Annotated in this window: 30 protein-coding genes; 9 read left to right on the forward strand and 21 right to left on the reverse strand. The window is 35.5% G+C overall.

Going from position 1 to position 26,671, the window contains the following annotated elements:
• Positions 1 to 577, reverse strand: a 577-nt coding sequence (gene grxB, locus BZK14_RS05100) for a glutaredoxin 2 (RefSeq protein ID WP_077925486.1), incomplete at its 3' end; no start/stop codon positions are given.
• Between the two features lie 202 nt (positions 578 to 779).
• Here grxB and BZK14_RS05105 point away from each other — a divergent pair.
• Entirely contained in the window at positions 780 to 2,033 is a 1,254-nt protein-coding gene (locus BZK14_RS05105) for a D-amino acid dehydrogenase (protein WP_077925487.1), read from the forward strand.
• 53 nt (positions 2,034 to 2,086) lie between these two features.
• Here BZK14_RS05105 and BZK14_RS05110 read toward each other — a convergent pair whose 3' ends face one another.
• The 4 genes from BZK14_RS05110 to BZK14_RS05125 form a co-directional block, all read right to left on the reverse strand.
• Positions 2,087 to 2,443, reverse strand: a complete 357-nt coding sequence (locus BZK14_RS05110) for a 5-carboxymethyl-2-hydroxymuconate Delta-isomerase (RefSeq protein WP_077925488.1) — start codon at positions 2,441 to 2,443, stop codon at positions 2,087 to 2,089.
• A 74-nt stretch (positions 2,444 to 2,517) separates the two neighbouring features.
• Positions 2,518 to 3,879 (reverse strand): sodium-dependent transporter, encoded by a 1,362-nt coding sequence (locus tag BZK14_RS05115; RefSeq protein WP_077925489.1) that lies wholly within the window; start codon positions 3,877 to 3,879, stop codon positions 2,518 to 2,520.
• Between the two features lie 441 nt (positions 3,880 to 4,320).
• Positions 4,321 to 4,641: a hypothetical protein gene (locus BZK14_RS05120; protein WP_077925490.1), complete on the reverse strand. Its 321-nt coding sequence runs from the start codon at positions 4,639 to 4,641 to the stop codon at positions 4,321 to 4,323.
• A gap of 29 nt (positions 4,642 to 4,670) precedes the next feature.
• A complete protein-coding gene (locus BZK14_RS05125; protein WP_077925491.1) occupies positions 4,671 to 5,363 on the reverse strand; it encodes an aspartate/glutamate racemase family protein in 693 nt (230 codons plus the stop codon).
• A gap of 164 nt (positions 5,364 to 5,527) precedes the next feature.
• On the opposite strand from BZK14_RS05125, the gene BZK14_RS05130 reads away from it, so the two are divergent.
• The 4 genes from BZK14_RS05130 to BZK14_RS05145 are packed head-to-tail and all read left to right on the forward strand — an operon-like array spanning position 5,528 to position 7,695.
• Positions 5,528 to 6,310 (forward strand): NAD-dependent epimerase/dehydratase family protein, encoded by a 783-nt coding sequence (locus BZK14_RS05130; protein WP_077925492.1) that lies wholly within the window; start codon positions 5,528 to 5,530, stop codon positions 6,308 to 6,310.
• A complete protein-coding gene (locus tag BZK14_RS05135) occupies positions 6,307 to 6,687 on the forward strand; it encodes a DoxX-like family protein (RefSeq protein ID WP_077925493.1) in 381 nt (126 codons plus the stop codon). The genes BZK14_RS05130 and BZK14_RS05135 overlap by 4 nt, the downstream gene beginning before the upstream one ends.
• Entirely contained in the window at positions 6,680 to 7,165 is a 486-nt protein-coding gene (locus tag BZK14_RS05140; RefSeq protein WP_077925494.1) for a DUF2269 family protein, read from the forward strand. Before BZK14_RS05135 ends, BZK14_RS05140 begins: the two co-directional genes overlap by 8 nt.
• A gap of 17 nt (positions 7,166 to 7,182) precedes the next feature.
• Positions 7,183 to 7,695 carry a GNAT family N-acetyltransferase gene (locus BZK14_RS05145; protein WP_143691353.1) on the forward strand — a complete coding sequence of 171 codons (513 nt, stop codon included), beginning with the start codon at positions 7,183 to 7,185 and terminating at the stop codon, positions 7,693 to 7,695.
• 79 nt (positions 7,696 to 7,774) lie between these two features.
• Here BZK14_RS05145 and BZK14_RS05150 read toward each other — a convergent pair whose 3' ends face one another.
• From BZK14_RS05150 to BZK14_RS05165, 4 genes are read right to left on the reverse strand one after another with little or no spacing between them, the layout of a single operon-like run.
• The gene (locus BZK14_RS05150; RefSeq protein ID WP_143691355.1) at positions 7,775 to 8,071 is read right to left on the reverse strand and encodes a hypothetical protein; all 297 of its coding nucleotides are present in this window, start codon (positions 8,069 to 8,071) and stop codon (positions 7,775 to 7,777) included.
• A gap of 50 nt (positions 8,072 to 8,121) precedes the next feature.
• Positions 8,122 to 8,697 carry a thioredoxin fold domain-containing protein gene (locus tag BZK14_RS05155; protein ID WP_077925496.1) on the reverse strand — a complete coding sequence of 192 codons (576 nt, stop codon included), beginning with the start codon at positions 8,695 to 8,697 and terminating at the stop codon, positions 8,122 to 8,124.
• Positions 8,694 to 9,245 carry a GbsR/MarR family transcriptional regulator gene (locus BZK14_RS05160; protein ID WP_077925497.1) on the reverse strand — a complete coding sequence of 184 codons (552 nt, stop codon included), beginning with the start codon at positions 9,243 to 9,245 and terminating at the stop codon, positions 8,694 to 8,696. Before BZK14_RS05160 ends, BZK14_RS05155 begins: the two co-directional genes overlap by 4 nt.
• A 51-nt stretch (positions 9,246 to 9,296) precedes the next feature.
• Positions 9,297 to 10,451: a hypothetical protein gene (locus tag BZK14_RS05165; protein ID WP_143691357.1), complete on the reverse strand. Its 1,155-nt coding sequence runs from the start codon at positions 10,449 to 10,451 to the stop codon at positions 9,297 to 9,299.
• Positions 10,452 to 10,584: 133 nt separating this feature from the next.
• Between BZK14_RS05165 and BZK14_RS05170 the strand changes: the two genes are divergently transcribed.
• Complete coding sequence (locus tag BZK14_RS05170) at positions 10,585 to 11,103, forward strand: metallophosphoesterase (RefSeq protein ID WP_077925499.1); 519 nt, start codon at positions 10,585 to 10,587, stop codon at positions 11,101 to 11,103.
• A 45-nt stretch (positions 11,104 to 11,148) separates the two neighbouring features.
• Here the strand turns inward: BZK14_RS05170 and BZK14_RS05175 are convergent, their stop codons facing one another.
• Positions 11,149 to 11,733, reverse strand: a complete 585-nt coding sequence (locus BZK14_RS05175) for a GNAT family N-acetyltransferase (RefSeq protein WP_077925500.1) — start codon at positions 11,731 to 11,733, stop codon at positions 11,149 to 11,151.
• Between the two features lie 149 nt (positions 11,734 to 11,882).
• Here BZK14_RS05175 and BZK14_RS05180 point away from each other — a divergent pair, with 149 nt between their 5' ends.
• From BZK14_RS05180 to BZK14_RS05190, 3 genes are read left to right on the forward strand one after another with little or no spacing between them, the layout of a single operon-like run.
• Positions 11,883 to 12,968, forward strand: a complete 1,086-nt coding sequence (locus BZK14_RS05180; RefSeq protein WP_143691358.1) for a hypothetical protein — start codon at positions 11,883 to 11,885, stop codon at positions 12,966 to 12,968.
• The gene (locus BZK14_RS05185; protein WP_077925502.1) at positions 12,965 to 13,567 is read left to right on the forward strand and encodes a LemA family protein; all 603 of its coding nucleotides are present in this window, start codon (positions 12,965 to 12,967) and stop codon (positions 13,565 to 13,567) included. The genes BZK14_RS05180 and BZK14_RS05185 overlap by 4 nt, the downstream gene beginning before the upstream one ends.
• The gene (locus BZK14_RS05190) at positions 13,564 to 14,352 is read left to right on the forward strand and encodes a TPM domain-containing protein (RefSeq protein WP_077925503.1); all 789 of its coding nucleotides are present in this window, start codon (positions 13,564 to 13,566) and stop codon (positions 14,350 to 14,352) included. Before BZK14_RS05185 ends, BZK14_RS05190 begins: the two co-directional genes overlap by 4 nt.
• 5 nt (positions 14,353 to 14,357) lie before the next feature.
• On the opposite strand, the gene BZK14_RS05195 is transcribed toward BZK14_RS05190, so the two are convergent.
• The 11 genes from BZK14_RS05195 to yddG form a co-directional block, all read right to left on the reverse strand.
• On the reverse strand, positions 14,358 to 15,239 hold the full coding sequence (locus tag BZK14_RS05195) for a LysR family transcriptional regulator (RefSeq protein ID WP_077925504.1): 882 nt from the start codon (positions 15,237 to 15,239) through the stop codon (positions 14,358 to 14,360).
• A gap of 127 nt (positions 15,240 to 15,366) precedes the next feature.
• On the reverse strand, positions 15,367 to 17,631 hold the full coding sequence (locus tag BZK14_RS05200; protein ID WP_077925505.1) for a pilin: 2,265 nt from the start codon (positions 17,629 to 17,631) through the stop codon (positions 15,367 to 15,369).
• Positions 17,632 to 17,672: 41 nt separating this feature from the next.
• Positions 17,673 to 18,269: an IMPACT family protein gene (locus BZK14_RS05205; protein WP_077925506.1), complete on the reverse strand. Its 597-nt coding sequence runs from the start codon at positions 18,267 to 18,269 to the stop codon at positions 17,673 to 17,675.
• A 2-nt stretch (positions 18,270 to 18,271) separates the two neighbouring features.
• Positions 18,272 to 19,354 (reverse strand): phospho-N-acetylmuramoyl-pentapeptide-transferase, encoded by a 1,083-nt coding sequence (gene mraY / locus BZK14_RS05210; RefSeq protein WP_077925507.1) that lies wholly within the window; start codon positions 19,352 to 19,354, stop codon positions 18,272 to 18,274.
• Positions 19,355 to 19,366: 12 nt separating this feature from the next.
• The gene (locus tag BZK14_RS05215) at positions 19,367 to 20,704 is read right to left on the reverse strand and encodes a UDP-N-acetylmuramoyl-tripeptide--D-alanyl-D-alanine ligase (protein ID WP_077925508.1); all 1,338 of its coding nucleotides are present in this window, start codon (positions 20,702 to 20,704) and stop codon (positions 19,367 to 19,369) included.
• 12 nt (positions 20,705 to 20,716) lie between these two features.
• Entirely contained in the window at positions 20,717 to 22,201 is a 1,485-nt protein-coding gene (locus tag BZK14_RS05220) for a UDP-N-acetylmuramoyl-L-alanyl-D-glutamate--2,6-diaminopimelate ligase (RefSeq protein ID WP_077925509.1), read from the reverse strand.
• A 23-nt stretch (positions 22,202 to 22,224) separates the two neighbouring features.
• Positions 22,225 to 23,949: a peptidoglycan D,D-transpeptidase FtsI family protein gene (locus tag BZK14_RS05225; RefSeq protein WP_077925510.1), complete on the reverse strand. Its 1,725-nt coding sequence runs from the start codon at positions 23,947 to 23,949 to the stop codon at positions 22,225 to 22,227.
• Between the two features lie 5 nt (positions 23,950 to 23,954).
• On the reverse strand, positions 23,955 to 24,278 hold the full coding sequence (ftsL, locus tag BZK14_RS05230; RefSeq protein ID WP_245831172.1) for a cell division protein FtsL: 324 nt from the start codon (positions 24,276 to 24,278) through the stop codon (positions 23,955 to 23,957).
• The gene (rsmH, locus tag BZK14_RS05235) at positions 24,275 to 25,201 is read right to left on the reverse strand and encodes a 16S rRNA (cytosine(1402)-N(4))-methyltransferase RsmH (RefSeq protein ID WP_077925511.1); all 927 of its coding nucleotides are present in this window, start codon (positions 25,199 to 25,201) and stop codon (positions 24,275 to 24,277) included. Before rsmH ends, ftsL begins: the two co-directional genes overlap by 4 nt.
• A 338-nt stretch (positions 25,202 to 25,539) precedes the next feature.
• Positions 25,540 to 25,896 (reverse strand): DUF4377 domain-containing protein, encoded by a 357-nt coding sequence (locus tag BZK14_RS05240; protein WP_077925512.1) that lies wholly within the window; start codon positions 25,894 to 25,896, stop codon positions 25,540 to 25,542.
• Between the two features lie 18 nt (positions 25,897 to 25,914).
• Positions 25,915 to 26,671 (reverse strand): aromatic amino acid DMT transporter YddG (yddG, locus tag BZK14_RS05245; protein WP_077925515.1); only part of this gene is annotated, 757 nt, incomplete at its 5' end.

Raw genomic sequence — 26,671 nt, forward strand, 5'->3', positions numbered from 1 at the left:
GCAACGTTAAATCTTTTACACAAGTCAAGGCTCTCAATAATGGAAATAAAATAATATCATCCAATGAATATTTTTGATGCTCTTGAATTCTCTCTAATGCCACAAACTCTTCCAAAATTGCTAGAGCTTGTTCTAATACAATTTTATATTCTTCAGATTTTTCCAATAACTCTGCAAATGAGCAACCTATGCGCTCTTCATGCCGTGTAATATATAATTGACGCGCACTATCTGTTGCAAATTCAGGAAAATCCATTTCAGCAAAACGGGGCATCACATATTCATTCACTCTGCCAAAATGATCATCAATCCAAGCTACAACTTTGGGATTCTGTGCTTCAGTGAAAATTTCCTCACCAAAATTAGCATCGAGATATTTCACAATATCCAAACTCTCTGGCATGTATTTCCCTGCTTCATATTCTAAAATTGGTACCATCTGCTTGCCGATCATTTTTGTTGGTGTTTCTATGTCATCTTCCAAAATATAAGAAATTTTAACAGGTAATGCTTTCAAACCAACAGCCAATAAAGCTCGCACACAAAATGGGCAATGATCAAAAACAAATAAGCGCATGATTTATCTCCATATTTTTATTCAATTTAACATCCAAAATAACAAACTCAAACACAGACTACAATCTTTCTACGAATAAAAAATCTGACTAGCAATTAAGATGCAAGAAATACTTCAAAACAACTACATTCTACCGCTCAATCTACTGTATAGTAGTGCACGCTTTCATTGCTAAATCAGTTAAAAAATTTTAGGAGGATTCATGAACATCATCATTTTAGGTGCTGGTGTCGTTGGGACAACGCAAGCTTATTATCTTGCCAAAAAAGGCTACAAAGTGACTGTATTCGAACGTCATGAAGGCCCTGCACTAGATACAAGCTACGGCAACGCTGGACAAATTTCCCCAGGCTATGCGACACCTTGGGCGGCACCAGGCATTCCATTGAAAGCAATTAAATGGATGTTGGAAGAACATGCTCCATTGGCGATAAGACCAACTGCTGATCTGAATCAGTATAAGTTTATGTGGAACATGTTTTTAAACTGTACAAGCAGTAAATATGCTGTCAACAAATCACGCTTAGTACGATTATCCGAATATAGCCGTGACTGTTTAGTTCAGTTGAGAAAAGATACAGATATCTATTACGAAAATAGATCATTAGGTACAACACAAGTATTAAGAACAGCTAAGCAAATGGAAGCAATTAAAGCTGATATTGAAATCTTAGAAAAATTCAATGTACCTTATGAAGTATTGGATCAAGATGGTATTTTAAAAGTTGAACCAGGTTTAAAAGAATCTGTTCATAAATTGGCAGGTGCTTTACGATTACCAGGCGATGAAACAGGCGACTGTTTCTTATTCACCAATCGATTAGCAGACATTGCTAAAGGCATGGGCGTTGAATTCAAATTTGGTCAAAATATTGAAGATATCTTAGTTGAACACAATAAAGTTACTGGCATTAAAGCTAATGGTGTTGTGCACACTGCGGATATTTTTGTAGATTGCTTAGGTACTTATACACCATTCTTATTGAAGAAAATCGGGATCAAAGCTCCGATCTATCCATTGAAAGGTTACTCATTAACAGCACCAATCATTGATGAAACATCTGCACCAACTTCAACAATTTTGGATGAAACATACAAAATTGCCATCACGCGTTTTGATAATCGTATTCGCATTGGCGGTATGGCTGAGATTTCAGGTTACAATTTGAATTTGAATCCTAAGCGCCGTAAAACATTAGAATTTGTTACAAATGACCTCTATCCTGGCGGCGGCGATCTACCTAAAGCTGAATTCTGGACCGGCTTACGCCCTAAAACACCAGATAGCACACCAATCATTGGCGGGACTGAATATACGAACTTCTTCATCAATGCGGGTCACGGCACATTAGGCTGGACACAATCTTGTGGTTCAGGTGCTTATTTATCTGATATCATTGCGGGTAATAAACCAGAAATTGATACTGAAGGTTTAGATATTTCTCGTTATAAATAAGCTGAGTAATATTTGAAGCATTTCAAAAGCTCCCGAAAGGGAGCTTTTTTACATTAAACAGTAATCTTATGATATTGCTTCACATTTAATTCTGTCACTTCCACCATGATCTGCACATTCTTACCATCATTATTGGATAATTCAGCTCTTACAGCAGACAAAATTCGTTCTGCCATATCTTTTTGTACCACATCATTTCGCCCTGGCATGATTTTTAAGCTGATAGAAATAAAAGCATCTTGTGATTCATCCAAACCCGACAAAACATAATCAGGTACATAACAATGGCTTTTAATATCTGCAGCAACAAACTCTTTTGTGTCCAATAAAGCTTGATTAATGTTTAGCAATAACTGATCACAATTTTTGACCAAATCTCTCTTTGAGCACTCAATGATAACATGTGGCATCTTTATTTCTCCTTAAAGTAAAAACCCCAATTATTATATAATTGGGGCTGATTAAATCTTACATCAATCAATGGTTACACAAAATTCATTACCGCAATGACAGCAATTAATAATGGAATAAAGAACTTAATATAATAAAATAATGGAACTGCTAATTTATTATTTACTGTACCGTCATTGGTAATTTCTTCTAACATTGCAGCTCTTTTCAATACAAAACCAATAAAGATACATGATAAGAAACTTGTTAAGATGAAAAATACGTTAGCACTGATGAAGTCAAATGCATCAAAAATAGACATACCAAATACACGAACATCGCGCCAAGGACCATCAGATAATACACTTGGTAAGTTACCCAATAAAAAGATTACGGCCAATGTAATGAATGTTGCAAATTTACGACTCACAGGTGTTTTCTCAACTAATGTTGTAATAATCACCTCGTAAATTGTAATGGATGTCGTCAATGCTGCGAGCATGAGTAATGTGAAGAATGCGATACCAAATACTGTACCAAATGGCATACTAGAAAATACAACAGGCAATGCTTGGAATACTAATGTTGGACCTGATGATGGTTCCATACCCACCGAGAACAATGCTGGGAAAATGACAAAGCCCAACATCAATGGAATCACTGTATTAATAACACCTGTAATCAAACTGATTCTCACCATATTCTCTTTCTTATTTAAATAAGAAGATAACGTAATCATTACACCAAAACCTAAACTTAATGCAAAGAATACTTGGCCTAAAGCTTGTAAGAAAATATTTGCATTGATTTTACTAAAATCAGGAATCAAATAGAATTTCACACCTTCCATTGCATTATTCAATTGTAAGGCATAAATCACCATAACAATTAAAATCACCAAGAATAATGGCATGATGCGGGAAATTAATTTTTCAATACCTTGAATGATCCCTTTAGTCAATATGTAGTAGTTGATCACCACAAATAAGAAAGTATAGAAAGAAATCTTCCATGAGTTTGTAATTGAGCCTTTAAAGAATTCTTCAATCGTTTCATTGGCCAATGGTTTAGATAAATCGATAGAACCCATAACAATATCGGCAATATAACCAAATACCCATCCGCCCAAAACCATATAATAAGCTAGGATTCCAAAGGCACCAATGATTGCTAAAATCCCAATACCTTTCCACCATTTAGAAATAGGATTTGGCAATGAGCCACGACTAAAAGCATCAATAGTATTCGTATGTAAACGACGACCAATCACATGTTCTGCCATCAACATTGGCACACCCAATACAATCATCGCTAAAATAAAGACTAAAAGATATGCACCACCGCCATTTTGCCCGACTTGATAAGGAAAGCGCCAAGTTGCGCCAAAACCAATGGTTGCACCCGCAACAGTCGAGATATATAACAGCTGATTACTCCAGCTTTCTCTTTTTGACATGAATCCTCCCAAAAAAACTGTTTTTTTAATGTTTTTACAAGGCAGTAAGATTACTACAAAATAAAAATAAAAATAGCTTTTTTTTGATTTATTTCAAAATAATCACAATATTTTTTAAACAAAAACAGCAACACATTGATAATAATAAAATTAATCTAAGATTAGTTTTTACAAACTCACTACAATTATTGTTTTTGTATTTTTTCTTATACTTTTTCAATACCCAGATCTAACATTAAACAATATTTTAAACTTAATATTATTATTTGATATTCATAGAGATTTTACAAAATGAATCACCATAACAAGATGATCATTCAAAATCAATAATCAACTAAAAATCATGATACTAATGATATTTTAATGAAGAATCACCTATATCCTCCATCATTCAATACTGTTTTCCAAATGTGATAGATGTATCTAATTTGGAGTTTAGTATTAGGATGAAATTACAATGATAGCAATCATGCGTGCTAAATAATTCATTGCCAAAAATAAGCCTGCAAATTTTAAAAAATTTTGAGAGGGTATACCAAATAATTTCATGCCTATCATAACAGTCACAATAATCGCTATGAGCGTACCCAATAATGGAAAGCTTTGAAATAATATACCCGCAATCACAGTTTGTGCAATGGCAACCAAAACGGCCACTATCAATGTTTGTGAATATGATATATTTTCAGCATCAGAAAATTGTGCAGCCAAACGCAACGGCAAATATATAATGCCTATTACAACTAAAAAATAAATAATCATGACTCAGAGCCTCAATCTAATTACAACCTTCAAGACATAATAGCAAAATCCACCGCAGCCATCGCATGAATTGTGGTTGTATCAAAAGTTGGCACGCTGAAATCAACATCACCAATCAACATACAAATTTCCGTGCAACCTAAAATAATCCCTTCAGCACCTTCTGCGATTAATTGATTCGCGATATCAATGTATTTTTGTTTGGAGTCCTCTTTGATAATGCCACAGCATAGTTCATTGAAAATCACTTCATGAATAGTTTTACGCTCATTGATTTGCGGGACAATTACATCGATACCTTGATCTTGTAAGCGCGATTTATAAAAATCCTGTTCCATCGTGAACGCTGTGCCTAACAAACCTATTTTTTGTATATTGTGTGTTTTAATTGAGGTTGCTGTCGCATCTGCAATGTGAATGAAAGGAATATTAATTGCCTGCTCAATCTGTTCTGTGACTTTATGCATTGTATTGGTGCATAATAAAACACAATCTGCATCCGCTTTTTCTAAAGCTTTTGCTTCATAAGCTAAGATATTCCCTGCTGTTTCCCAATCACCTTGCTTTTGTAATTCTGCAATTTCTGCAAAATCCACACTCGTTAAAACGATCTTTGCTGAATGCAATCCACCCAAGCGCTTTTGTACAGCACGATTGATCTGCTGATAATACAAATCAGTCGATTCCCAACTCATTCCGCCAATTAAACCAATTCTTTTCATCATCACTCCCAAGAAAATTTTGAATATTTCTATATTTGTACCACATTCCATGATCAACAAAATAGAGTCTGACTAATTTCATTTAATTCTTTATTTTCTGTATTGACAGAAATTACAAAAACAAATAACCTATGATCATACTCAATCAATAGGAGATACAAATAATGATCATTCTCTTAGGCAACACTGGCATGGTTGGCTCACATATCGCAAAAGCATTAAAACAACAAAACTTAGAATATTGGCTACCAAACCGCACTGAACTCACACAATTAGATAAACTTGTAGATTTAATTAACCATGAAACGATCATCATCAATGCGATTGGTATTGCACCTGGTTTTGGAGAAAGCAAGCACAAAGTCGTTTATAATGTGCAAAAGTCATTTTTGGACCGTTGTATAGAGTTAGGCGTGAAGAAAATCATTTCTCTTTCAGCACTCAGCCAATATCCCAATCCAACTGAAATTCCTTATCTCAAATATAAATATGCATTGGATCAACACTTATTAGAGAGCAATGTCACAAGTTATATTGTGCGCCCGTCTTTGGTATATGCGGATAATGGTGCAAGCACAAAGTTTTTCAAAAAATTATCTAAGCTACCAATTTTAGCTTTCCCAAAAAATCCCAATTATGCAGTTTCCCCCATTCATATTGATGATTTAGTGAACTTTATTATGACTTTATTGCCAATGGACTTGACCTCACAAATATTTGAAGTAGGCACAGAGAGCATTACTTTGGGCAATTATTTAAAACGCTTTAATTCTAAACTCATCATTTTGCCATTGCCTGAATGGATAATGGCAACTTCTATGAACATGCTCGGTACAGTGATGCCATCCATCGCAGGCAAATATGCTTTTGCACTATTGCGCGCAGGCAGTGTCAATACACGGGATGATTACCAATCAATCATGGGGCAAAAAGCGAGAAAAATATGACAACAAATAAAATCTATCTCATTAGCCAAATCACATTGGGCATTGTGTTCATCGCTTCAGGTTTGATTCCACTGTTATTAAGCGATCCCGTTGCACGCTTGCAATTATTAGATCCTTTACCATTCCCAAAAAGTTGGCAAGAACCGCTCTTTTATGGATTAGTTGCGATGGATGTTTTATGTGGAATTATTGCACTGCTTTGCCCTTCTCGATTCATTTGGGCAATGTTATTCATCGTTGTTTTGGGCTACACAATCATCATTACCACTTTTGCACCTGAAATTTGGCGCGAACCATTTGGCACATTATTGAAAAACCTTCCGATTCTCTCACTACTTTGGATCACTTATTCATTGGAGGAAAATCGCCATGTTTAATGCTTATTATGTCTTAAAATACTTCCACATCATTTCATCACTATTAATGATTGGCACAGGCTTTGGGAGCGCGTTGTATGTATTTTTAGCGAATCGCTCAGGCAGTTTACAAGCCCAATATTTTGCCAATCGTACCGTTGTATTTTTGGATTGGGTGATCACAACACCAACTGTGATCATTCAGCCAATCACAGGTATTATGCTTGCTCATATTATGAAAATGAGCTTATTATCTGATTGGTTTTTGAATATCTATTTAATGTATATCATTGTCGGTGCAGCTTGGTTGCCTGTGGTTTGGTTACAAGTCAAAATGAAACAAATGACAGATCAAGCGGTACATAACAACGAACCTTTAAACCCAAAATACAAATGCTATCAAAGAACTTGGGAAATTTTGGGTTATATTGGATTCAGTGGTGCTATGATTATATTCTTCTTAATGGTCACAAAAATGCCATTGATATCATTTAGCTAGCTAGTTGAGGTACATTTATGATCACAATCCGACCTGAAACACATCGAGACATTCCAATTATTGAAGCACTGACATTGATTGCTTTTAAAGATCATCCTCATCAAGATCCACAAAAAGGCACAGTTGAGCATTTAATTATTTATCAATTACGCCAAGCTAAAGCATTAACCATTTCATTGGTTGCAACAGAGAATAATCAAGTTGTTGGGCACATTGCATTTTCACCCATCACAATTGATGGCAAAGATGATAAATGGTTTGTGCTGGCTCCTGTTTCTGTGTTGCCTTCACATCAAAAGCAAGGAATTGGCAAAGCATTAATTCAAGCTGGATTACAGCAATTAAAAGATCAAAATGCGAATGGTTGTGTTGTTTTAGGAGAGCCTGATTATTATCAGAAATTTGGCTTCCAAGCACAAAGTGCATTAGTTGTAGATGGCGTTCCACAAGAATATTTTATGGCACAAACTTTATGCGATGAAACTATTCCGCATGGCACGGTACAATTTCACCCTGCTTTTTCAGTCTAAAAAGCTTCTAGTTTTTCATATGCACAGGACACCATTTGAAATAAACCTTAATTAATTCAATCTCTACAAACTTATGAATTTACTTTTCCTTGCTCTGTGAATCATCATCCATATCAGGCTCAATATCCCACTCAAAATGCTGAGGCTGATAAGAAGGTTTGCGAGTCTTCCACATTTTCAAAATCAGCAAAATATTAATAGCAACTACTGGTGAAATTGTTTGCAGTATTTTTCTGAGATATTCGCCCGTAACATATGGAAACGAATCTAATTTTACATGATTATCTGCAAATATAACCAAAAGTACCATCACACTGATCCAAAAAATTAGTGATAAAATACTACAGATGATTTGAACAAGATTTTCTTTTTTCATAATTATTTTTATTATTTACATAAGAAAACTATTATATCAACTTAAATAAGCTATTGGTTTCGCAAATGCGCTGGGCGCCATTCATCGAAGTTCAAGCGCCCTTCTAAGCCATCAATGATTTCAGCTGGCGACATAAATCCACTCACTTTTCTGCCATCTTCCAAGAAAATGGATGGCGTGCCATAAACTTTTAATTCTTTAGAAAACTTTCTAGCTTCATCAATTACAGGAAAATCACATGATTGCGCTTTGAATTTCATCTGCAACATGCCAACATCCAACAAAAACTGCTGCTGATCTTTTGGTGCGCACCAAATGGATTCCAATACAGGATTAGAATCTCTCGTTAATGGAAAGGGTACAAAGCGAACTGTGATGCCATTATCAGTAAATTGATTCAAATTTTGATGCAGTTTACGACAATACGGGCAAAATACATCCGTAAATACAGTAATAGTATATCGTTCTTGTTCTGCAGGATAAATCACCAATAATTCCGGATCAATCTTATCCAAAATGGTTTTATTCGGTGAGTTTTCAATGGCTTGATATGTAATTTTATCTTCGCTCACAGCTAATGAGATCGTCAATAAACTCATGAAGCATATCGCCATCCATCGCATCATTTTTTATCACCTTTAAAGCCTAATAAGAATTTCCCTAAGCCAGAACCTGCTTTTAAAATATTCTTTAAGCTTTTCGATGAAAACACTAAAACTTGATCACCCAATGTGATCAATGAATGTAATAGTTCTGCGCTCTCTTTTGTGCGTGTTTGGAAAGTTTCACTCTCTTTTTTAAAATCAGGATCATTCAATAAATCATTGAGCATTGCTTCTGTGGGCTTTAATTCATGCTCAATGCGTTCACGCGCAATGATTCTAAATAGTTCCCAAACATCGCCTGACGTTTCAAAATAATCTTTGCGATCATTCAAAATGTGCGTACGCTTAACTAAACCTAAGCGCTCTAATTCTTTAATGCTATTGCTAGCATTCGAGCGAGCAATGCCAAGCAATTCACAAATCATCTCTGCTGTTAAACATTCACCACGAATAAACAATAACGCATGAATTTGAGCAACCGTGCGATTCACACCCCAACGATTGCCCATTTCACCCCAATGCAGAATGAATGCTAATTCTTTCTCAGTTAATGTTTTTAATTCGCTCATGCTTCCCTTTTTAACAGCCAATTACGGAAACATTCATTATAGCGAAGGTTCTCAACTTTCTGAAATTTGATACTTCACAAAAGTCACAGCATCATTTTCTAGCAATAGTTCAATCATTAAATCATCCAAAGTGATTGTGCCTTGCGCTGAATCCTCATACTCTTCAAAAGTTTCTTCTGCATAACGATCACCAAATTGCGCTTTCAATGCTGCGCCATTCATGCCCATTTGGATATTGTGTGGCAATTCACCTTGATATTCAGAACGAACTGCGATGAATTCCAAGAATAAACGCTCAGGATAACCTTCCAAAAACTTCACAGATAAACCATGATCATCGTTGTATAAAGCTTCTGGTACAAAGATATGGGAATGTGTTAATCCTGTCATTGTTTTCGCCAATGCTTCCACTTCTGTTGTACTCAATTCATTGTGAATATTAGCAACTGTATTCACAACAAAGTCCGTAGGCAATGCAATTGCCTGATATTCTTGTGGCTCAGCCAAGAATTGAATTTGATGTTCTTCAATAAAGGAATCTTGCAGGATTGGCGCATTGTGCTTCATCGCTTTTTCAAGCTCATAATAATTGAGCAATTGCGCCCACAAGAATGGTTCATCCACTTCTTCTTGTTCTAATAAAAATTCAGGGCGAATCGCCTCTAAAATTTCTACACATGCTTCATGATATTCTTCATCACTGATTTGTTCATCATCAAAGCACTCATCATCTGTCATTGCCCAATGATGATTGTCAATCCAACCTGAATAATCATCCGAAATAAATGCATTGGCAAAACTTTCGCCTTCTACTCTCAAAGAGCCATGATTATATTTACCAAAGAATAATCCATTCACTTGCAAATCACCCGAAACATAAATTTCATTACCACCTGCGCGTATGTGATCTGCTGTTAAATTACCATCAACAATCAAGCCCATTGCCATATCATCGCTCGCTTCAATGATTCTGCCAACTTTTACATCACCAATGATGAAATAACCCAATGACCAAGAGGGCAATTCTCCCAACCGTATAAAAGGTAACTCAACATCACCCTCATGAAAGAAGATACTATGCTCTAAGAATTCATCACTTTTGGCTGCTAACCAGCTATTTTCAGGTAGCTGATCCAAAATATCTTTTACTTGCACGAAAGAGAAATTAACGCCATCGATTGTGATTGTTTCTACTTGACTCAACATATTGATTTGTCCAATGATCATATTAAATGGAAATTACTCTCATCAATATAGTATTTTTTAAGACAATTTTATATAGTTATTACAAAACAACGCGACGATAGCGCATCTTAATCTAACAGCAAGAACTAAAATTATGACAAAAAATAGAAAAATCTTAGTGATTAGTGATACACATGGGCTAGTTTTGCCACTCAAAGAAATCTTTAACCATCATTCTGATGTCACAGCTATATTCCATTGTGGGGATTCAGAACTGATGAATTTTGATCCTATTCTTAAAAATATCCATATTGTGCGTGGCAATTGTGATTATGATCGCACTTTACCGAATGAGTTATTCATTAAAATTGGACAACATAAAATCTATATGACACATGGTCATATGCATGGCGTTAAATCATCATTAGACAAATTACATAACAGTGCCCAACAAAAAGGTGCGGAAATTGCTCTATATGGACATTCTCATATTGCAAAAGCAAGTTTAATCAATGGTATATTATTAGTAAATCCTGGTAGCATCGCTTATCCTCGTGGCCGTAAAGAGAAAACTTATGCAATCATTACATTGAATAAAGATAAAAATCATCAAGTAGATTTTTATCTTGCTAGCACACATGAACCATTAAACTTGGCCTGTGACGAATGTTAACGAAGTGCTCCTGACATCATTATGTCAGGAGTGATTTCAATATGATTATTTAGCCAATTTTGCCATCAACATGGCTTTCACTGAATCGTGCCATTCATGTTGCAGAATGCTCAAAACCATTGTATCTCTAAATCGACCATCTGGCATTAATGTATCTTGGCGAAGAATGCCATCTTCTTTTGCACCTATACTTTTCATTGCAGCAACGCTCACAGCATTTGTAGCATCTGCTTTAAAGCCAACGCGTAATATATTCATTACTTCAAAGGCATGTTGCAACAATAAGAACTTACATTGCTTATTAATGCCCGTACCACGAAATGCTTTACCATACCAAGTAAAACCAATCTCTAAATTGCGATTGCATTCGCTGATATTATAATAACGAGTACTCCCCATGCACTGCCCTGATTTTTTATCAATCACCACAAAAGGATATTCAGTGCCTTCTGCTTTTCTCGTTAAAGCATAATTCATATATTCACGAAGATTATCTTCACCTGCTGCGCTTCTAGGTGAAAAATGCCAAGTTTCAGGCTCATTCAATGAATATGGCAACAATAATGCAAAATCTTCTGCGGTTAATGGGCGCAATAAAACATTTTCGTTTTCTAAAATAAAGTCCTTCATATCGTTTGCTTTAGCTCTTATTAATAATCGATCTTTAGATTAAAGATGATCCTGTACAAAATCAATTATTGAATATCCTAGCCTTTACCTCAATATGCTTTATGATGTTCAAGTACAATTTAATTTATTGCTTTCTATCATAAAAAACTATGCAAAATCCTTTTAAATATCTTAAAAATTTCTTAGTTCTATGCCCCATAGTGCTTTATATCATCGGCCAGCAAGGCTTTGCTGAATTAGTCATCACAAAATCACCCGATGACTTTGGCTTTTTAGACATTCTCTTTGGTTATTTAATTGGCATGTCATTTTTGATGTGGTTGGCTGTAATCTATACAGTAATCCGCCGTTATCCTTTTTATAGCATTCCCATCATTGCCATTATAGTTTCGCTCTTCATTCAATATGGGAGCTTCAATCCTGACATCCCCAATGGTATTCAATTTGGAGAGCAAGGCTTAAAAGATCATTTGCCTTATTGGGTTCAAATGCTTGCTTTGCAATGGCTACCTCACCTTCTATCCATCGCAATGATCTTCAGTGTATTCATTGTGGGCGCAATGACAATCATATTTGGCATCTTATTCACTTTTTATGCCTTCAATAAAAAAGAGATTGATACTGAGATCAAGGAAGAAGAAAATGCTTTAAAAAATCGTGGCAAAAAGAACAAAAAAGGAAAGCATCAAAAATCTAAGAAACCACCGCAAATTAACAAACCTGATAATCGCTTCATTACCTACATGAAAAAAGTTAAACGTATGCAAGATGAGCCCAATAATGCATTTGAGTTATTATATTCAGGCAGTATTACAGCATTTTTCCTTGCGCTGTTTTTCACATTTTTTTACTCAATCTTTCTAGCTTTTACAGGACATTGGTCTTGGCAACATACATTAATCATATTTACAGCCATTTTCCTCTATTATTTACTGGATACGGGCACTAATCTTAAAACCAATAAATTTTTTAAAGTCTGTTTTCAAGCCTTACCATCTTCTGCAACGCTATTTATAGGTTTGTTCTTATTTAATGTATCGAATCTATCAAACTTAACAATATCTGGAACTTTTTTAGTAATCCAAATGATTGGCTTATATACAGGATTACTAAAAAATCCTATTAATATTAATCTAAGCGTTTCTAGCTCAGGAGGATCATCACGCAATAACTCAAACAATCGCTCCGGCAGTGGTGGAAAAAGTGGTGGCGGTGGTGCAAGCAGTGATTGGTGATTCATTATCTCAAACATATGGCTTATAATACTTATATTCACGATTTAAAACAAAAAGTTAAAGATGATAAAACCATGACTAAAACAACCAATTGGGTCTTCATTCCACTCACCATCATTGTCATCATCTTTGGTGTACTATTCATTAACTACTACAATACAGTGCAAGCATTGGATGAAAAACAAAATTCAGCCGCTTCTGAAGTTTTGAATCAATATCAAAGAAAATCAGATTTGATTATTAAGCTTGCGGAAACTGTACAAAATTATACTGAGCATGAGCAATCCATTTTTAAAGAAATTAGCCGAAATCGCGCACAATTACATTCATTGCAATCGTATGAAAACACTCAAAAAATAATGGATCAACAAATTTCACAGCTTCATGCTGTGGTAGTAAATTACCCTGAGCTGAAAGCCAATGAGTTATATCAGAATTTAATGGTGCAATTGGAAGGCACAGAAAATCGCATTACTGTTGCACGCAATCGCTACATTGAAGCCATTCGTGAATACAATACAACCATTCGTAAAGTCCCTTATGTTTTGATTGCCAATATGTTTGATTATCAACCCATACAATTTGAGAACAAGCCATGACGCATTATTTGCCCATCCAAAAATTTATGGCTTGGCTTTGGATCATCCTCATCAATAGCATTTTGGGTGTGAGTATGGCACAAACTGCTATTCCACCTTTAAATAATGGCGTAATGGATAGTGCCAGTGTTTTAAAAGCTTCTGAAAAATCCAAATTGGATGAAAAAATCATGCAATTTGAACGAGAATCAGGCTCACAAATCGCTGTACTGATCATTCCAGAATTGAACAATGAAGATATTGTGGATTACGGTATTCGTGTGATGGAAGAATGGCAATTAGGCAGAAAAAATATTGATGATGGTGTTTTGCTCATTATTTCTGTCAATGACCGAAAAATGCGCCTTGAAGTAGGTTATGGATTAGAGGGAGCAATTCCTGATATCACTGCCGCTAAAATCCTCAATGAATACCTTGCGCCCCATTTTAAAAATCAGAATTATTACCAAGGCATCAATCAAGCAACTTATGCAATCCTTGCATTGATTAAACAAGAGCCCTTACCTACTCCACCACAAAATAATGGCAGTACCCTAGGATGGATCATGATGGCAGTGATGATGTTAGTTATATTTGGATTCATCCTATTCTTTATTTATTCAATGTTTAATAATGTCAAAAACCTATTTGTAATATCTTCTTCTCAACACTCACGCAATTCAGATAATGATGACAGATCATCTCGTTCTTATCACTCAAGTAGCTCTAACAGCTCAAGCAGTTCTGATAGCCGAAGTGGTGGCGGAGGTCGAAGCGGAGGCGGTGGTGCAACAGGTGGATGGTAATATCATTAACCACCACATTTTGCTAGCTCAATAAATTTCTGAATATGTGTGTTTTTTTGATCTGCTTGACGATAACCCACATAAATATGTTTAAAAATTCCTGCACCCAAGCTGATAGGATAAATAGGTAATTTTTCTCGATATTTATCAATCAACCACCGAGGCATTGCCGTAACTCCACGATTAGCTGCAACCATTTGTAAAATAATTTCAGTATCTTCCAATTGTTTATGTTGCCTTGGCATACATTGTGCGGGAATTAAAAATTGTTGAAAAATATCTAAACGTGCTGTTTCTACTGGATAAGTAAATAGTGTTTCATCCAATAACTCCTGTGGAACAATATAATCTTGCCCACGCAAAGGATGATTGTCTCCTACAACCAATACCAATTCATAGCCAAATACTGGTGTAAAAACAATTTGTGTCATTGTCCATGGATCTGGAGTAATCAATAAATCAATATCATAATTAAACAATGCCGCCATACCACCAAATTTAAAACGCTGCTTGACATCGACATCAACACCCGGAGATTCCTGCAAAAAAGGACTGACAATACTCAATAACCATTGATAACAAGGATGGCACTCCATACCAATATGCAATGTACCTTTTTCATGATTTGCAAAGCGTTTAAGATTTTCATCCACTCTTTCTAATTGTGGCAATAAACGATTGGCTTGATCTTGTAAATATTGCCCTGCTTCTGTTAAACGAAGCTTTCTCCCTTCTTTGATCCAAAGCTCAGTATTCAACTGCCCTTCTAGTTTCTTAATGGTATGGCTCAAAGCTGATTGCGTTAAATTCAAAGCATCTGCAGCTGCAGTTAAAGATCCTTGCCGCTCGATCTCTCGCAATATATTCAAATGAATTCTCTCAATCATTGTTACCCTTTCATCACCATAAAATTACACATTAAATTATGAATCAACCCCATACGAATCAAGGAATATAGCACAAAAAAATCCCACATGTTTGATGTAGGATTTCTAATATGAGTATCAGTTATAATTATTCAACTGCTTCTTCTGTAGCTTCTACAGCAGCATCATCATATTCATAAGCTTCATCTGCAAACATCACATCATTACGACACACTGTTGGTAAAACTTTAGCATCCAAATTTGTTTGATAACAATACCAGTTCACCGAACCTGTTCCTGTTGGATCAGCTTGTAAAATCAAATAACCTTCATCTTGAACCTTATAGTTATAAGAAATATAAACTTGTCCACCACCTGTTACAGCAATACCGTTCACCGCTTGCCCTGTGATAAACTGTGGATCGGCTAAACCTGCTTCTTCATTATCACTTGGCCATTGCCCCATCGTCGCATAATATTCTGTAGATGCCAATTTAGCTGTTGTGGCTAAAGCCATTCCCTCAGAAACATAAGTACGTTTTATATAATCTTGGTAAGCTGGTAAAGCAAAAGATGACATTATACCAACTAAACCAATACCGCTCTGTCCCACTAGCATAGAATAGCCATAAAATGGTGAAATATCATAATCTAAGGAAACCACAACCCATTCTTGATCAATCGCTGTATGTAAGCCAATGCGTGATGTTGGATTAAACTTCATAGAAGAGGGTGATGGCATAGAAAATGGATCAAATTTTTGCCCCAATAAATCATAATTATTACGCATAAATTTCACATAATCACGATACCAAGCTTCTTCTGCACCTTTGATTTCACCCATATAGCTCAAAATCAGTCCTGAAGAACGAATACCTTGTCCTTCTAACCATTTTGGTATAGAAAATTTTGCTTTAGAGCGCTCAGCCAATGCATAAGGTAATGTATTGAAAACGATCCAATTTTGCTCTTCATTCCAATAAAGATAAAAATTAACATCTAAGGCGCGCACACCATAAATTGCTGAAACAATTTCCACAATGTTAGGTTGTAATAATGCATAATCACGTATGGCATTTTCGATATCATCTGTATATTGTTGATTACCTAACTGCTGCATTAGGCCTAATAATGGATTCTTCAATTTAAGCTCATGAATCCCCTTATAAACTGTATGTGTTGTACCTTCTTTTGCTTCTAAATTTTTGATAAGCTTTTGAAATTCGGTTTTATTTTGAATACCAATTGCAAAATTAGAACCTGTATTATCTTCATATGCCACGACTTGTGGCCCCATAATATCTAATAAATCTAAAATATTGAAAGATAATGTTTCATGTGATTGTGCTATCAGTTGTTGCAAATCTTGATCGGTTAATACGTGATTTTTCTTTAAAGCCTCTACTACTGTCTGCTTAGAGGGCAATGCCAACACTGAGAAATATTTAGGCTCACCTACTGTTTTAAAATCTAATGGCTTTGCAAAATCTTTCAAAACAGAGATTTTTTGTGTATTTGTTTTGGTGATGAATTTAGCCTGCCCTTGCTGATTTATAGTTGTGCCTACGCCAAACGCTAAGCCCTCGGTATTTTGAAAGAATTCTGCAGCAAGAGGCGACTCTTTTTGAGCTAACATTGCTACCATATCACGGCTCCCCGTAACATCAGCCCATGCAAATAAATTTTGCCCTGTTAAATCAATCTGATTTTCATACGCATACATACGATGTTCTTTTGTGCTTTTAAGCTCGCTAATCTGCTTCTTCAATTGATCTTCAGATGGTGCTTTTTGTGCAATAGCAATGAACAACCGTTTCTCTTTTTCATCAAAATACATGGATGTTGTAGGTGGTACAGAATAAAAACCATTTTGATTCGTTAAATTAATGTCTTCTTTCCAAATTCGTGCGCGAGCTTCATCTAGCTCTTGAGCTGATGAATATTTAACTGGAATCACGATTAATGCTTGGGTAGCAGGGGAAAGCATTTTATTAGAATCAGTCCCCATAATTTCAATAGGCCCATCAACACCTGTATATATAAAAGATGTAAACTGCCCCAAATCAAATGGTAATTGATCTATGGGCACAGAAATATACTGTTTTAATGCTTCATTCACCAAACTTGGATCTTGCAATACTTTTTTGAGATGCAACATCATGCGTTCATTGACATCATTCACCATTACTTTATCGGATGCTTTATTCTTGAGATTAAACGCCATACCAAACTGTGTTGGAATACGCATATAGGCAACCGTATTATCCGTCAATTTATCTCGTAAAAATGATTCTCGTGAAATTTTTTTATCTAATTTTGGGACTTTAACTTCTGATGTTTGAGCAATGGCAAAAGTTAATGCAGAAAATGATAATCCTGCAATAGCTAGAGAAACTTTTAAGATTTGCATCATAATTTTCTACCTAAGAGATGGTTATATGAATGAGTTAAAATTTATTTTACTAACACTAAACGATGATTTTGGCTGATCGCATTTTTGAACTCTTCTATACGATCAATGTCCAAACGAACAGTACAATGGCACTGTTCTAAATATTCAGTTGTAACATCGACAATACAAAAATCATGGATTAACTTTTGAACATCATTAGTGACATCGTAATCATATAAAAATGTCACAGTTTCCATGATGTGTTTTTCTATAATCTGCGCTGATTCTAAAGTCACTTTTGCTGATTTTTGATAATTGGAAACTAAACCACCAGTACCCAACTTTATGCCACCAAAATAACGAACACTTGCCACTAAAATATTGGTCAAACCAAAAGCTTCAATTTGTCCAAAAATTGGGCGTCCTGCGGTACCGCCTGGTTCGCCATCATCGCTGAAACGATAGAGATCATAGCGTTCACCTAACCGATAAGCATAACAAACATGATTAGCATTAGGATGTTCTGCCCGTAAACGAGTGATGATATTTTTTATTTCTTGTTCATCATAAACGGGAAAAGCAAACCCTAAAAACTTACTTTTTTGTTCAGTAAATTCTGAGTTTGCTTCTGTTTGAATCTCTTTGTAAATTTCTGCCATATTTATCGAATTTTAAGAGAGGCTAAACCAACCAATACTAAAATAACAGTTAAGATCCAAAAACGTACAATCACACGTGGCTCAGGCCATCCCTTTAATTCAAAATGATGGTGAATGGGAGCCATTTTAAAGACACGTTTTTTAAAAACTTTATATGACCCCACTTGTATCATGACAGATAATGTTTCAACAACAAATAGACCACTCATAATAAAGAATACTAATTCTTGACGTACAACCACAGCAATCGTACCTAATGCACCACCCAATGCTAGCGCGCCAACATCTCCCATAAAGACTTGTGCAGGGTATGTATTAAACCACAAGAAACCCAAACCTGCACCAAATATTGCAGCACAAATAATGACCATTTCGCTGGCACCTTTCACATAAGGAATGGCTAAATAACGAGCAAATTCTAAGTGCCCTGATGCATAAGCAAATATTGCCAACCCAGCTGCAACTAAAATTGTCGGCATAATGGCTAAACCATCTAATCCATCTGTTAAGTTAACTGCATTACTTGCGCCTACAATCACTAAATAAACAAATGGAATGAATAAAACACCGAGTGGAATAAACCAATCTTTAAAATATGGAATGAGCAGATCTGTACCTTTAGGCCCTGCTGTCATATATAAAACTACTGCAGCTAAGATGCCACCAATCGTTAAATATAAATATTTTTCTTTAGCACGTAATCCTAATGATTGTTTTTTGACAACTTTACGGTAATCATCTAAAAATCCAACATAGCCAAATCCCCATAAAATGCCCATAACAACCCAAACATTCACATTACTAAGATCCGCCCAAAATAAAACGGCAACTGAGATACTGACTATGATCAGAATACCACCCATTGTTGGTGTACCCTTTTTTGATAAATGGGATTGTGGCCCATCATCACGAACAAATTGTCCTATCTGTTTTTGCTGAAAACGATGAATAAAGCTTGGACCAAAGCAGAGCGCAAATACTAAAGCTGTCAAAACAGCACAAATACCACGCATAGAAATATATTGAAAAACACGTAGCGCACTCCAATGTTCTTCTGCCAGATAGCTTAGTAAAGCATATAACATATTATAAATCCTTTATTGTTTCATCATTGCTTCAGCAACAACAAACATTTTCATTGAATTTGAGCCTTTTACTAAAATTGCCACCGACTCATTTTGAATGGCTTTTAAATTATCACGTAAAGTTGCAATGATATCATCATGATTAGCAAAATGATGACCACCTTCACCAAAAGCTTCAGCGCTCTTCTTCGATAACTCACCTAACGCTAATAACTGATCAAATCCTTTAGATTTTGCATATTGGCCACATTCTGCATGTAACTCTATAGCGAAATCACCTAATTCACGCATATCCCCCAAAACCAACCAAGTATGATCCGCAATGCCTTCTAATGCATCGATCCCCGCTTTCAATGAAGCAGGATTACCATTATAAGCATCATTGATCAGAATATGGTTTGGTGATAATTGAATTTTCTCCAAGCGGCCTTTCACACAATGCAAATTCTCTAAACCTTGCTGAATTTCTTCTAAAGTTGCGCCCACAGAGTACGTTGCCGCTGCTGCTGCACACGCATTCAAAATATTATGAATACCAACTAATGATAAATTGACATGAATAGATTCACCATGAATCACTAATTCAAAAGATTGCTTTTGAATATTTTTTGCCATCACATCTGCATCGTTACGAATACCAAATGTCATGATCTTATGATCTGTATTAATACTCAACCAATATTGTGCATAATCATCATCAGCATTAATGATTGCGATCCCATCTTTGCCTAAACCTTCAAAGATTTCGCCTTTAGCTTTTGCAACGCCTTCAATGTTACCAAAACCTTCTAAATGGCAAGGGCCTGCATTGTTTACGATTGCAACATTAGGTTGCACAATTTTTGTGAGATAACGAATCTCTTCAAAATGATTCGCACCCATTTCAATAACAGCATATTCATATTGATCTGTTAACTTGAGCACAGTTAAGGGACAGCCGACATGATTATTGTAATTACCTTCTGTTGCCAATGTTTGCCCTTTTTCTCTCAAAATTGAAGCAATCATCTCTTTTAAGGTTGTTTTACCATTAGAGCCAGTCAAAGCAATCGCTGTACCTTTCCAATGTTTTTTCCATTCTTTAGCTAAAACACCCAACGCTTTTTGGCTATCTTTTACAATAATCTGACTAATATTGACTGATGGTGTATAACGTTCCACAATAGCACCAATTGCACCTTGTGCTTCAATACTATCTAAAAAATTATGAGCATCATGCTTATCACCTTTCCATGCAAAGAAAAGCTGACCCGCCTGAATGGAGCGAGTATCTGTCGATGCACCATAAAAAATTGCATCTTCACCTCTTAACTCGCCATTTAAAATTTTTGCCGCATCTGATAATTTCATAAATTACTTTAACTACCCTTTATGAATGAATGCTGATACAACTTCAGCATCGGAAAAATGATGTTTAGTTTGACCAATGATTTGGTAATCTTCATGCCCTTTACCTGCGATTAAAATGATATCGCCCGCCTGAGCTTTTGCTAATGTGTTCACAATAGCTTTTTTACGATCTAAAATTCGTTCAATATTTTTCTGTGGATCTTTAAATCCTGTAAAAATCTCATCCGCGATGAAATTCTCGTCTTCTGTTCTTGGGTTATCATTTGTCACAATCACATAATCTGCATATTCTTCTGCAATCTCAGCCATCAAAGGGCGCTTGCCGCGATCACGATCACCACCACAACCGAAGATACAATATAAATCACCATTTGGAATATGTTTTTTGAGTGCTTTTAATGCTTGTAGTAAAGCATTAGGTTTATGAGCATAATCGATCACAGCAACCGCACCATTCGGTAATTGTAATGCTTCCATTCGGCCTTTCACCAATGTGATTTCAGGCAAAATTCTACCGATTTTATCCATTGGCAATCCCATCGCCAATAAATTCCCCACCATTGCCACCAAATTATATGCATTGAAATGACCAAATAAAGGGCTTTCAATCAAATACGATTCACCATGATAAGTTAATGTAAAACATAAACCTTGTGCGTGTAGATCAATTTTACTGATTTTCAAATAATTTACGTGATCACATTCTACTTCGCCAAATGGAAACAATGGACGATCATTTTTAACAGATAAATCATCGAATAACTCTTTGCCTACAGGATCTGAAATATTTAGTACAGAAGCTTTTGATGGATATTCTTTAAATAAACGCTCTTTTGCTTCACGATAAGCTTCCACTGTATGATGATAATCCAAATGATCACGTGCTAAGTTCAAGAAAGTTGAAACTTCAAAAGACAAACCATTCACACGCTTTTGATCCAACGCATGAGATGTCACTTCCAATACAATATCAATCTCGTTATGAGCAGGATATGCTTTAACAATTTGATCAATCGAACGATACAGTGCTAAAAAATCTGGCGTTGTATGGGTATTTTCTTTTAATTGATCTAAAGGCCCTATGCCATTGGTGCCAATCATTCCTACATAACGGCCAAATTTTTGCAGCGCTTTAGCAGTAAACATCGCCACAGATGTTTTACCTTCGGTACCTGTAATACCAATCAATGTTGCCATTTTTAATGATTCTCGATAGAAAATCGGCGCACTGACATGCATTAATTCTAATGCATTAGAAATTTTAAACATTGGAATATCTGTGGGAAGATTATCGTAATCACCCTCATAAAAAATGGCAACGGCACCCTTTTCTCTCAATGCATCTATATAATCCAAACCATGATTATGTTCACCCTGTAAAGCAAAAAATAGATCACCTTTTTCCACATAACGACTATCCGATGATAATCCTGTGATGACTATATCTTGTAATGCCTTAGTCAAATCTAAGTTTGAAAATAATTGAGAGAGTTTCATAATATTCCTCTATCTGACGCTAACTAATTAGAAATTAATTGCAACTTGGGCAATTCTGTCAAACCATCTGGCTTAATATTTAAAATTCGCAGGGTATCTCCCATAATTGAAGAGAATACAGGACCTGCAACAGCACCACCATAATACTGACCTTTAGATGGTTCATCAATCATCACAACGACAACATAACGTGGATTAGATACAGGACCAAATCCTGCATAAAAAGCTCTATGTTTTGAACTACTATAACGTCCATTTTCAATCTTACGCGCTGTTCCTGATTTTCCTGCAACACGATAATTGGCAACTTTAGCTTTAGTTGTTGGATTATCGGTGATTACACGCTCCAACATGTACACCATCGTTTCATTAACGCCTTTAGAAAAAATACGTTGCGCTGTTTGCTGAGAATCTTTAGGTGATTTTTTAACGATCCTTAATGGCTGTAATACACCATCATTTGCAAATACTGAAAACATTTGTGTCAATTGCGCTGTATTAACACTGATACCATAACCAAAAGATTTTGTAGCGTGCTCAAATGCATTACGTTGCCATGGTTTAACACTTCCCAAACGACCAGATTGTTCTCCTTTAATCCCTAAGGAAGTTCGTGTGCCAATCCCTAAATTTTTATATAAACTCCATAAAATATCTGGCGGTAATGAAAGCGCAATTTTTGCCACACCAATATTACTAGACTTCACCAAAACAGTAATCAAATTCATACTATTAGATTTAGAAACATCCTTGATTGAATTGCCATTCACTTTAAATTGATAACCTGTTTCTACTACAGTATCAGGCTTCCATTTACGTGATTCTAAGCCCAATGCTACAACAAATGGTTTAATAGTTGATCCTGGCTCATACGTATCTGAAATTGCACGATTTTTCATCAACTCAGGAATACGATGCTGTAAATTATTAGGATTACCTGATGGCTGGCTCACCAATGCTAAAACTTCTCCAGTCCAAGCATCCACAACCATAACAGCACCACTCTTCGCTTGATGTTCTATGATGGCACTTTTTAATGCTTGATAAGCAGCTAGTTGAATACGGCGATCTATGGTTAATTCCAAATCATTACCCGCAACGGCAGGTTCTACTACACGCAACTGTTCAATGACACGATTTTTAGTATCACGGATCACTTGTTTACGCCCCATTTTACCTTTCAAGTGATCATCAAATGTTAATTCAATACCTTCAATCCCAACATCTTCTGAATTAGTAAATCCTAATAATTGTGCTGTCATTTCAGCATCTGGATAAAACCGCTTATATTCAGTTTCTATATAAATACCAGGCAAATTAAGTTTTGCCAAAGTATTCGTTTCATGTGGTGGTAATTGTCGTTTCAACCATACAAATCTAGATTGTTCACGTTTTCGTATAAGCTCATTTAAATGAGACTCATCCATCTGTAGCGCTCGAGCCAAATCAGGGAAGTATTCTGAATAATCTAACAAAACATAAGGATCTGCCCATACCGAATGAACTTCTGTAGAAACCGCTAATGATTCTTCATTACGATCCATAATGATACCGCGCACCGCAGGTATTTCTACAGTACGAATGACACGATTATTACCTTGTGTTTGTAAAAATTGTTGCTCAACAATTTGCAACCCAAACGCACTGATGAAAAGTAAGAATCCTAAAACGTAAAAAATACCCAACACAATAACGCGTCGAGTATTTTTGACAGATGGCTGTACTTTATCAAGTTTAGTGTTAGCCATAACAATTATTGAACATAACGCCCATTATCATTATTATTTGTACTGACTAAAGTAGAGTTATTTTGTTCAACCACATAAACGATACTGTCTTGCTTTGGCAAGACCATACCCATACGTTCACGAATATTGTGATCTAATAAAACAGAAGTAATTAACATACTTTCTTCTAATTTTAGCTTATTCCACTCTGCATTTAGCTCATTTTGATGGCTCAATGCTTTCTCATATTGATTCCATAAATGACGCTGTTCTTGAGTTGTTTTAATCTTTAACATCCCAACACCTGTTGCGATCATTCCTAATGTTATAATCATTATTGTTGTTTTCACGGTAATTTCTCCGCAATTCTCATTATTGCACTTCTGGCTCTTGGATTATTAAGTGATTCTTCATCACTCGCTTTAACGGGTTTACTAATTAATTTTAATGTTGGTGCTTCTACAAACTGTGCCACAGGTAAATCAGGCATTAAATCTTTAGGTTTTGCATAATAGTTCATAAAGTTTTTAACAATACGATCTTCCAATGAATGAAAGCTAATCACAACTAAACGTCCACCTGGCTTCAGCATTGAATATGCAGCCTCAAGTGTTTTAGATAATTCAGTTAGCTCCTCATTCACAGCAATTCTAATTGCTTGAAATACTCGTGTAGCCGGATGTTTATGTTTATCTTTAAAAGGTACAGCTTCTGCAATAATTGCAGCCAACTGATGTGTGGTAGTAATTGGAGCAATATCCCTGCTTTTTATAATGTGATTCGCGATTCTACCTGAAAATTTCTCTTCACCAAACTCACGAAATACACTTGCCATTGTCTCAAAGCTACTTTCAGCTACCCAATCTGCAGCACTCATCCCCATTTCTGGATTCATGCGCATATCTAATGGACCATCTTTCATAAAACTAAATCCACGATCAGCATCATCTAATTGAGGCGATGAAACACCAATATCTAATAAAACGCCATCTACTTTTTCAAAACCTGATTGGGCCACTGCATTTTTAATCTCACTCATACAACCTGCATAAAATGAGAAATGAGAGTTACCTTTAAATTTTTCTTCTGCACACTGCTTAGCAGCAGGGTCACGATCAATACTGATCAAGTGTCCTGATTCTATTTTTTTTAAAATTTCAGAGGAGTGACCACCACGGCCAAATGTTCCATCAACATAAATACCTGTTGGTTGAATATTAAGGGCATCAATTGCTTCATTTAAAAGCACAGAAATGTGTTGGAAATTCGACATAGTAAAAGAAAATTTCATATATAGGTACTCGTGCTATATTTTTACCACTTTTCCCCACTTTTTTCCACTTTTATTTCAAAAAGGCATAAATTATTCTTATTCCAAGGTTACGGTACATAAAATAACTTTATATTTTTATTTATAAAAACATATCAAATAAAACTTAACCATTTGAATCTTATTGAATAAAATTAAATAATAGCTAATAAACCAGATGATTTTCATAAATTGATCAAAATATAATTTTAGTTTTTTATAATCAAAAAGATAAATAGCAACAAAATTAACGCAATAAAAAAAGGAGCCGAGCTCCTTTTTATGCGATTTACATCTAATAGCTAATGAGCACGATCCACACTCGGCATCACAACAATTTTTTCCAATAATTCATAATGAATATTAGACATATCCGCAGGCGGATTTTTAATCTGAGTCGTCTTAACTTTTAATAACGCAGATTCTCCCTCTATAAACTCAAAACCTTCAATACCTGCATAAAAATTCTCCCATTCAACCTGATCCAATGAATATTTAACTTGCAAACATTCCATTGGTGCAACACCGACACACTCGGCCTTTTGCCCCTTAACAATTAAGAATATTTCATCCTCATGCAAAATAACCTTTGTATCTGCATAGCTGAAATGCAGCATTAATCCTATTCCTAGAATTATAGAAATAATTTTAGATTTCATTTTCCCTCTCTTAAAAACTTATCCCAACTTACCGCTTCTCGTCGCAACAAAACAGCATAAAGAACCAATACAAATCATAATGACGCCTTGCCAAAATCCCCAAGATAATGTAGCACCCAATACTATTGCTGCAAAAAATGCAGAAAATATCGGAATAAAATATGAAGCCGTTGCAAGTATCATAACATTGCCGTGTAAAATACCAACATTCCACGCTGCATAACCAAAACCTAAAGCAGAAGCTGCAAGCAATAAATATATTGTCGATTTTAACGTAAAATTAAATTCATTCGTCCCCACAAAAGCGTATTGAATCCATAATGTGAGCGCAACCAACATGAAGAATAATGTAATCCCATTTTTACCTTTTGCATACTTAGCTGTCACAACGCAATAAGCCGACCAAATAATCGCCCCAACAAATGCTAAAATGTAGCTAATTGGGTTTGATTGAATATTAGTAAACATTAAAGAAAAATTTAATCCACCTTCATCGCCCAAAACCCAAGTAATACCAACCATAGAAATAATAAACCCTGGAATCACTAGCCATGTCGTTTTCTGCTGATTAAATAAAATACTCGCAATGATTGTTAATGTTGGCCAAAGATAATTAATCATTCCAACTTCTATAGCCTGCCTACTACTCTTTGCATAGCCAATGGATAACGCCAAACAGATTTCATAAGCAACAAATAATACAGCACCCACCAAAAGATACTTTTTAGGAAAGTGGTGAATTGTGGGAAAACCAATAGAAAATAGTAGAAATATT

This window comes from Wohlfahrtiimonas larvae (assembly GCF_002006755.1).
Taxonomy (GTDB): Bacteria; Pseudomonadota; Gammaproteobacteria; order Cardiobacteriales; family Wohlfahrtiimonadaceae; genus Wohlfahrtiimonas; species Wohlfahrtiimonas larvae.

Coding starts and splice junctions, on each gene's coding strand:
- BZK14_RS05165 (WP_143691357.1), bottom strand. CDS start 10,451: ATGTTGAGTCAAGTAGAAACAATCACAATCGATGGCGTTAATTTCTCT.
- BZK14_RS05175 (WP_077925500.1), bottom strand. CDS start 11,733: ATGAAGGACTTTATTTTAGAAAACGAAAATGTTTTATTGCGCCCATTA.
- BZK14_RS05115 (WP_077925489.1), bottom strand. CDS start 3,879: ATGTCAAAAAGAGAAAGCTGGAGTAATCAGCTGTTATATATCTCGACT.
- BZK14_RS05140 (WP_077925494.1), top strand. CDS start 6,680: ATGTTTAATGCTTATTATGTCTTAAAATACTTCCACATCATTTCATCA.
- rsmH (WP_077925511.1), bottom strand. CDS start 25,201: ATGTCGAATTTCCAACACATTTCTGTGCTTTTAAATGAAGCAATTGAT.
- BZK14_RS05120 (WP_077925490.1), bottom strand. CDS start 4,641: ATGATTATTTATTTTTTAGTTGTAATAGGCATTATATATTTGCCGTTG.
- BZK14_RS05240 (WP_077925512.1), bottom strand. CDS start 25,896: ATGAAATCTAAAATTATTTCTATAATTCTAGGAATAGGATTAATGCTG.
- BZK14_RS05150 (WP_143691355.1), bottom strand. CDS start 8,071: ATGAAAAAAGAAAATCTTGTTCAAATCATCTGTAGTATTTTATCACTA.
- mraY (WP_077925507.1), bottom strand. CDS start 19,354: ATGTTATATGCTTTACTAAGCTATCTGGCAGAAGAACATTGGAGTGCG.
- BZK14_RS05145 (WP_143691353.1), top strand. CDS start 7,183: ATGATCACAATCCGACCTGAAACACATCGAGACATTCCAATTATTGAA.
- BZK14_RS05160 (WP_077925497.1), bottom strand. CDS start 9,245: ATGAGCGAATTAAAAACATTAACTGAGAAAGAATTAGCATTCATTCTG.
- BZK14_RS05130 (WP_077925492.1), top strand. CDS start 5,528: ATGATCATTCTCTTAGGCAACACTGGCATGGTTGGCTCACATATCGCA.
- BZK14_RS05225 (WP_077925510.1), bottom strand. CDS start 23,949: ATGGCTAACACTAAACTTGATAAAGTACAGCCATCTGTCAAAAATACT.
- BZK14_RS05190 (WP_077925503.1), top strand. CDS start 13,564: ATGACGCATTATTTGCCCATCCAAAAATTTATGGCTTGGCTTTGGATC.
- BZK14_RS05170 (WP_077925499.1), top strand. CDS start 10,585: ATGACAAAAAATAGAAAAATCTTAGTGATTAGTGATACACATGGGCTA.
- BZK14_RS05195 (WP_077925504.1), bottom strand. CDS start 15,239: ATGATTGAGAGAATTCATTTGAATATATTGCGAGAGATCGAGCGGCAA.
- BZK14_RS05220 (WP_077925509.1), bottom strand. CDS start 22,201: ATGAAACTCTCTCAATTATTTTCAAACTTAGATTTGACTAAGGCATTA.
- BZK14_RS05180 (WP_143691358.1), top strand. CDS start 11,883: ATGCAAAATCCTTTTAAATATCTTAAAAATTTCTTAGTTCTATGCCCC.
- BZK14_RS05110 (WP_077925488.1), bottom strand. CDS start 2,443: ATGCCACATGTTATCATTGAGTGCTCAAAGAGAGATTTGGTCAAAAAT.
- BZK14_RS05125 (WP_077925491.1), bottom strand. CDS start 5,363: ATGAAAAGAATTGGTTTAATTGGCGGAATGAGTTGGGAATCGACTGAT.
- BZK14_RS05135 (WP_077925493.1), top strand. CDS start 6,307: ATGACAACAAATAAAATCTATCTCATTAGCCAAATCACATTGGGCATT.
- BZK14_RS05200 (WP_077925505.1), bottom strand. CDS start 17,631: ATGATGCAAATCTTAAAAGTTTCTCTAGCTATTGCAGGATTATCATTT.
- BZK14_RS05215 (WP_077925508.1), bottom strand. CDS start 20,704: ATGAAATTATCAGATGCGGCAAAAATTTTAAATGGCGAGTTAAGAGGT.
- BZK14_RS05155 (WP_077925496.1), bottom strand. CDS start 8,697: ATGATGCGATGGATGGCGATATGCTTCATGAGTTTATTGACGATCTCA.
- BZK14_RS05105 (WP_077925487.1), top strand. CDS start 780: ATGAACATCATCATTTTAGGTGCTGGTGTCGTTGGGACAACGCAAGCT.
- BZK14_RS05205 (WP_077925506.1), bottom strand. CDS start 18,269: ATGGCAGAAATTTACAAAGAGATTCAAACAGAAGCAAACTCAGAATTT.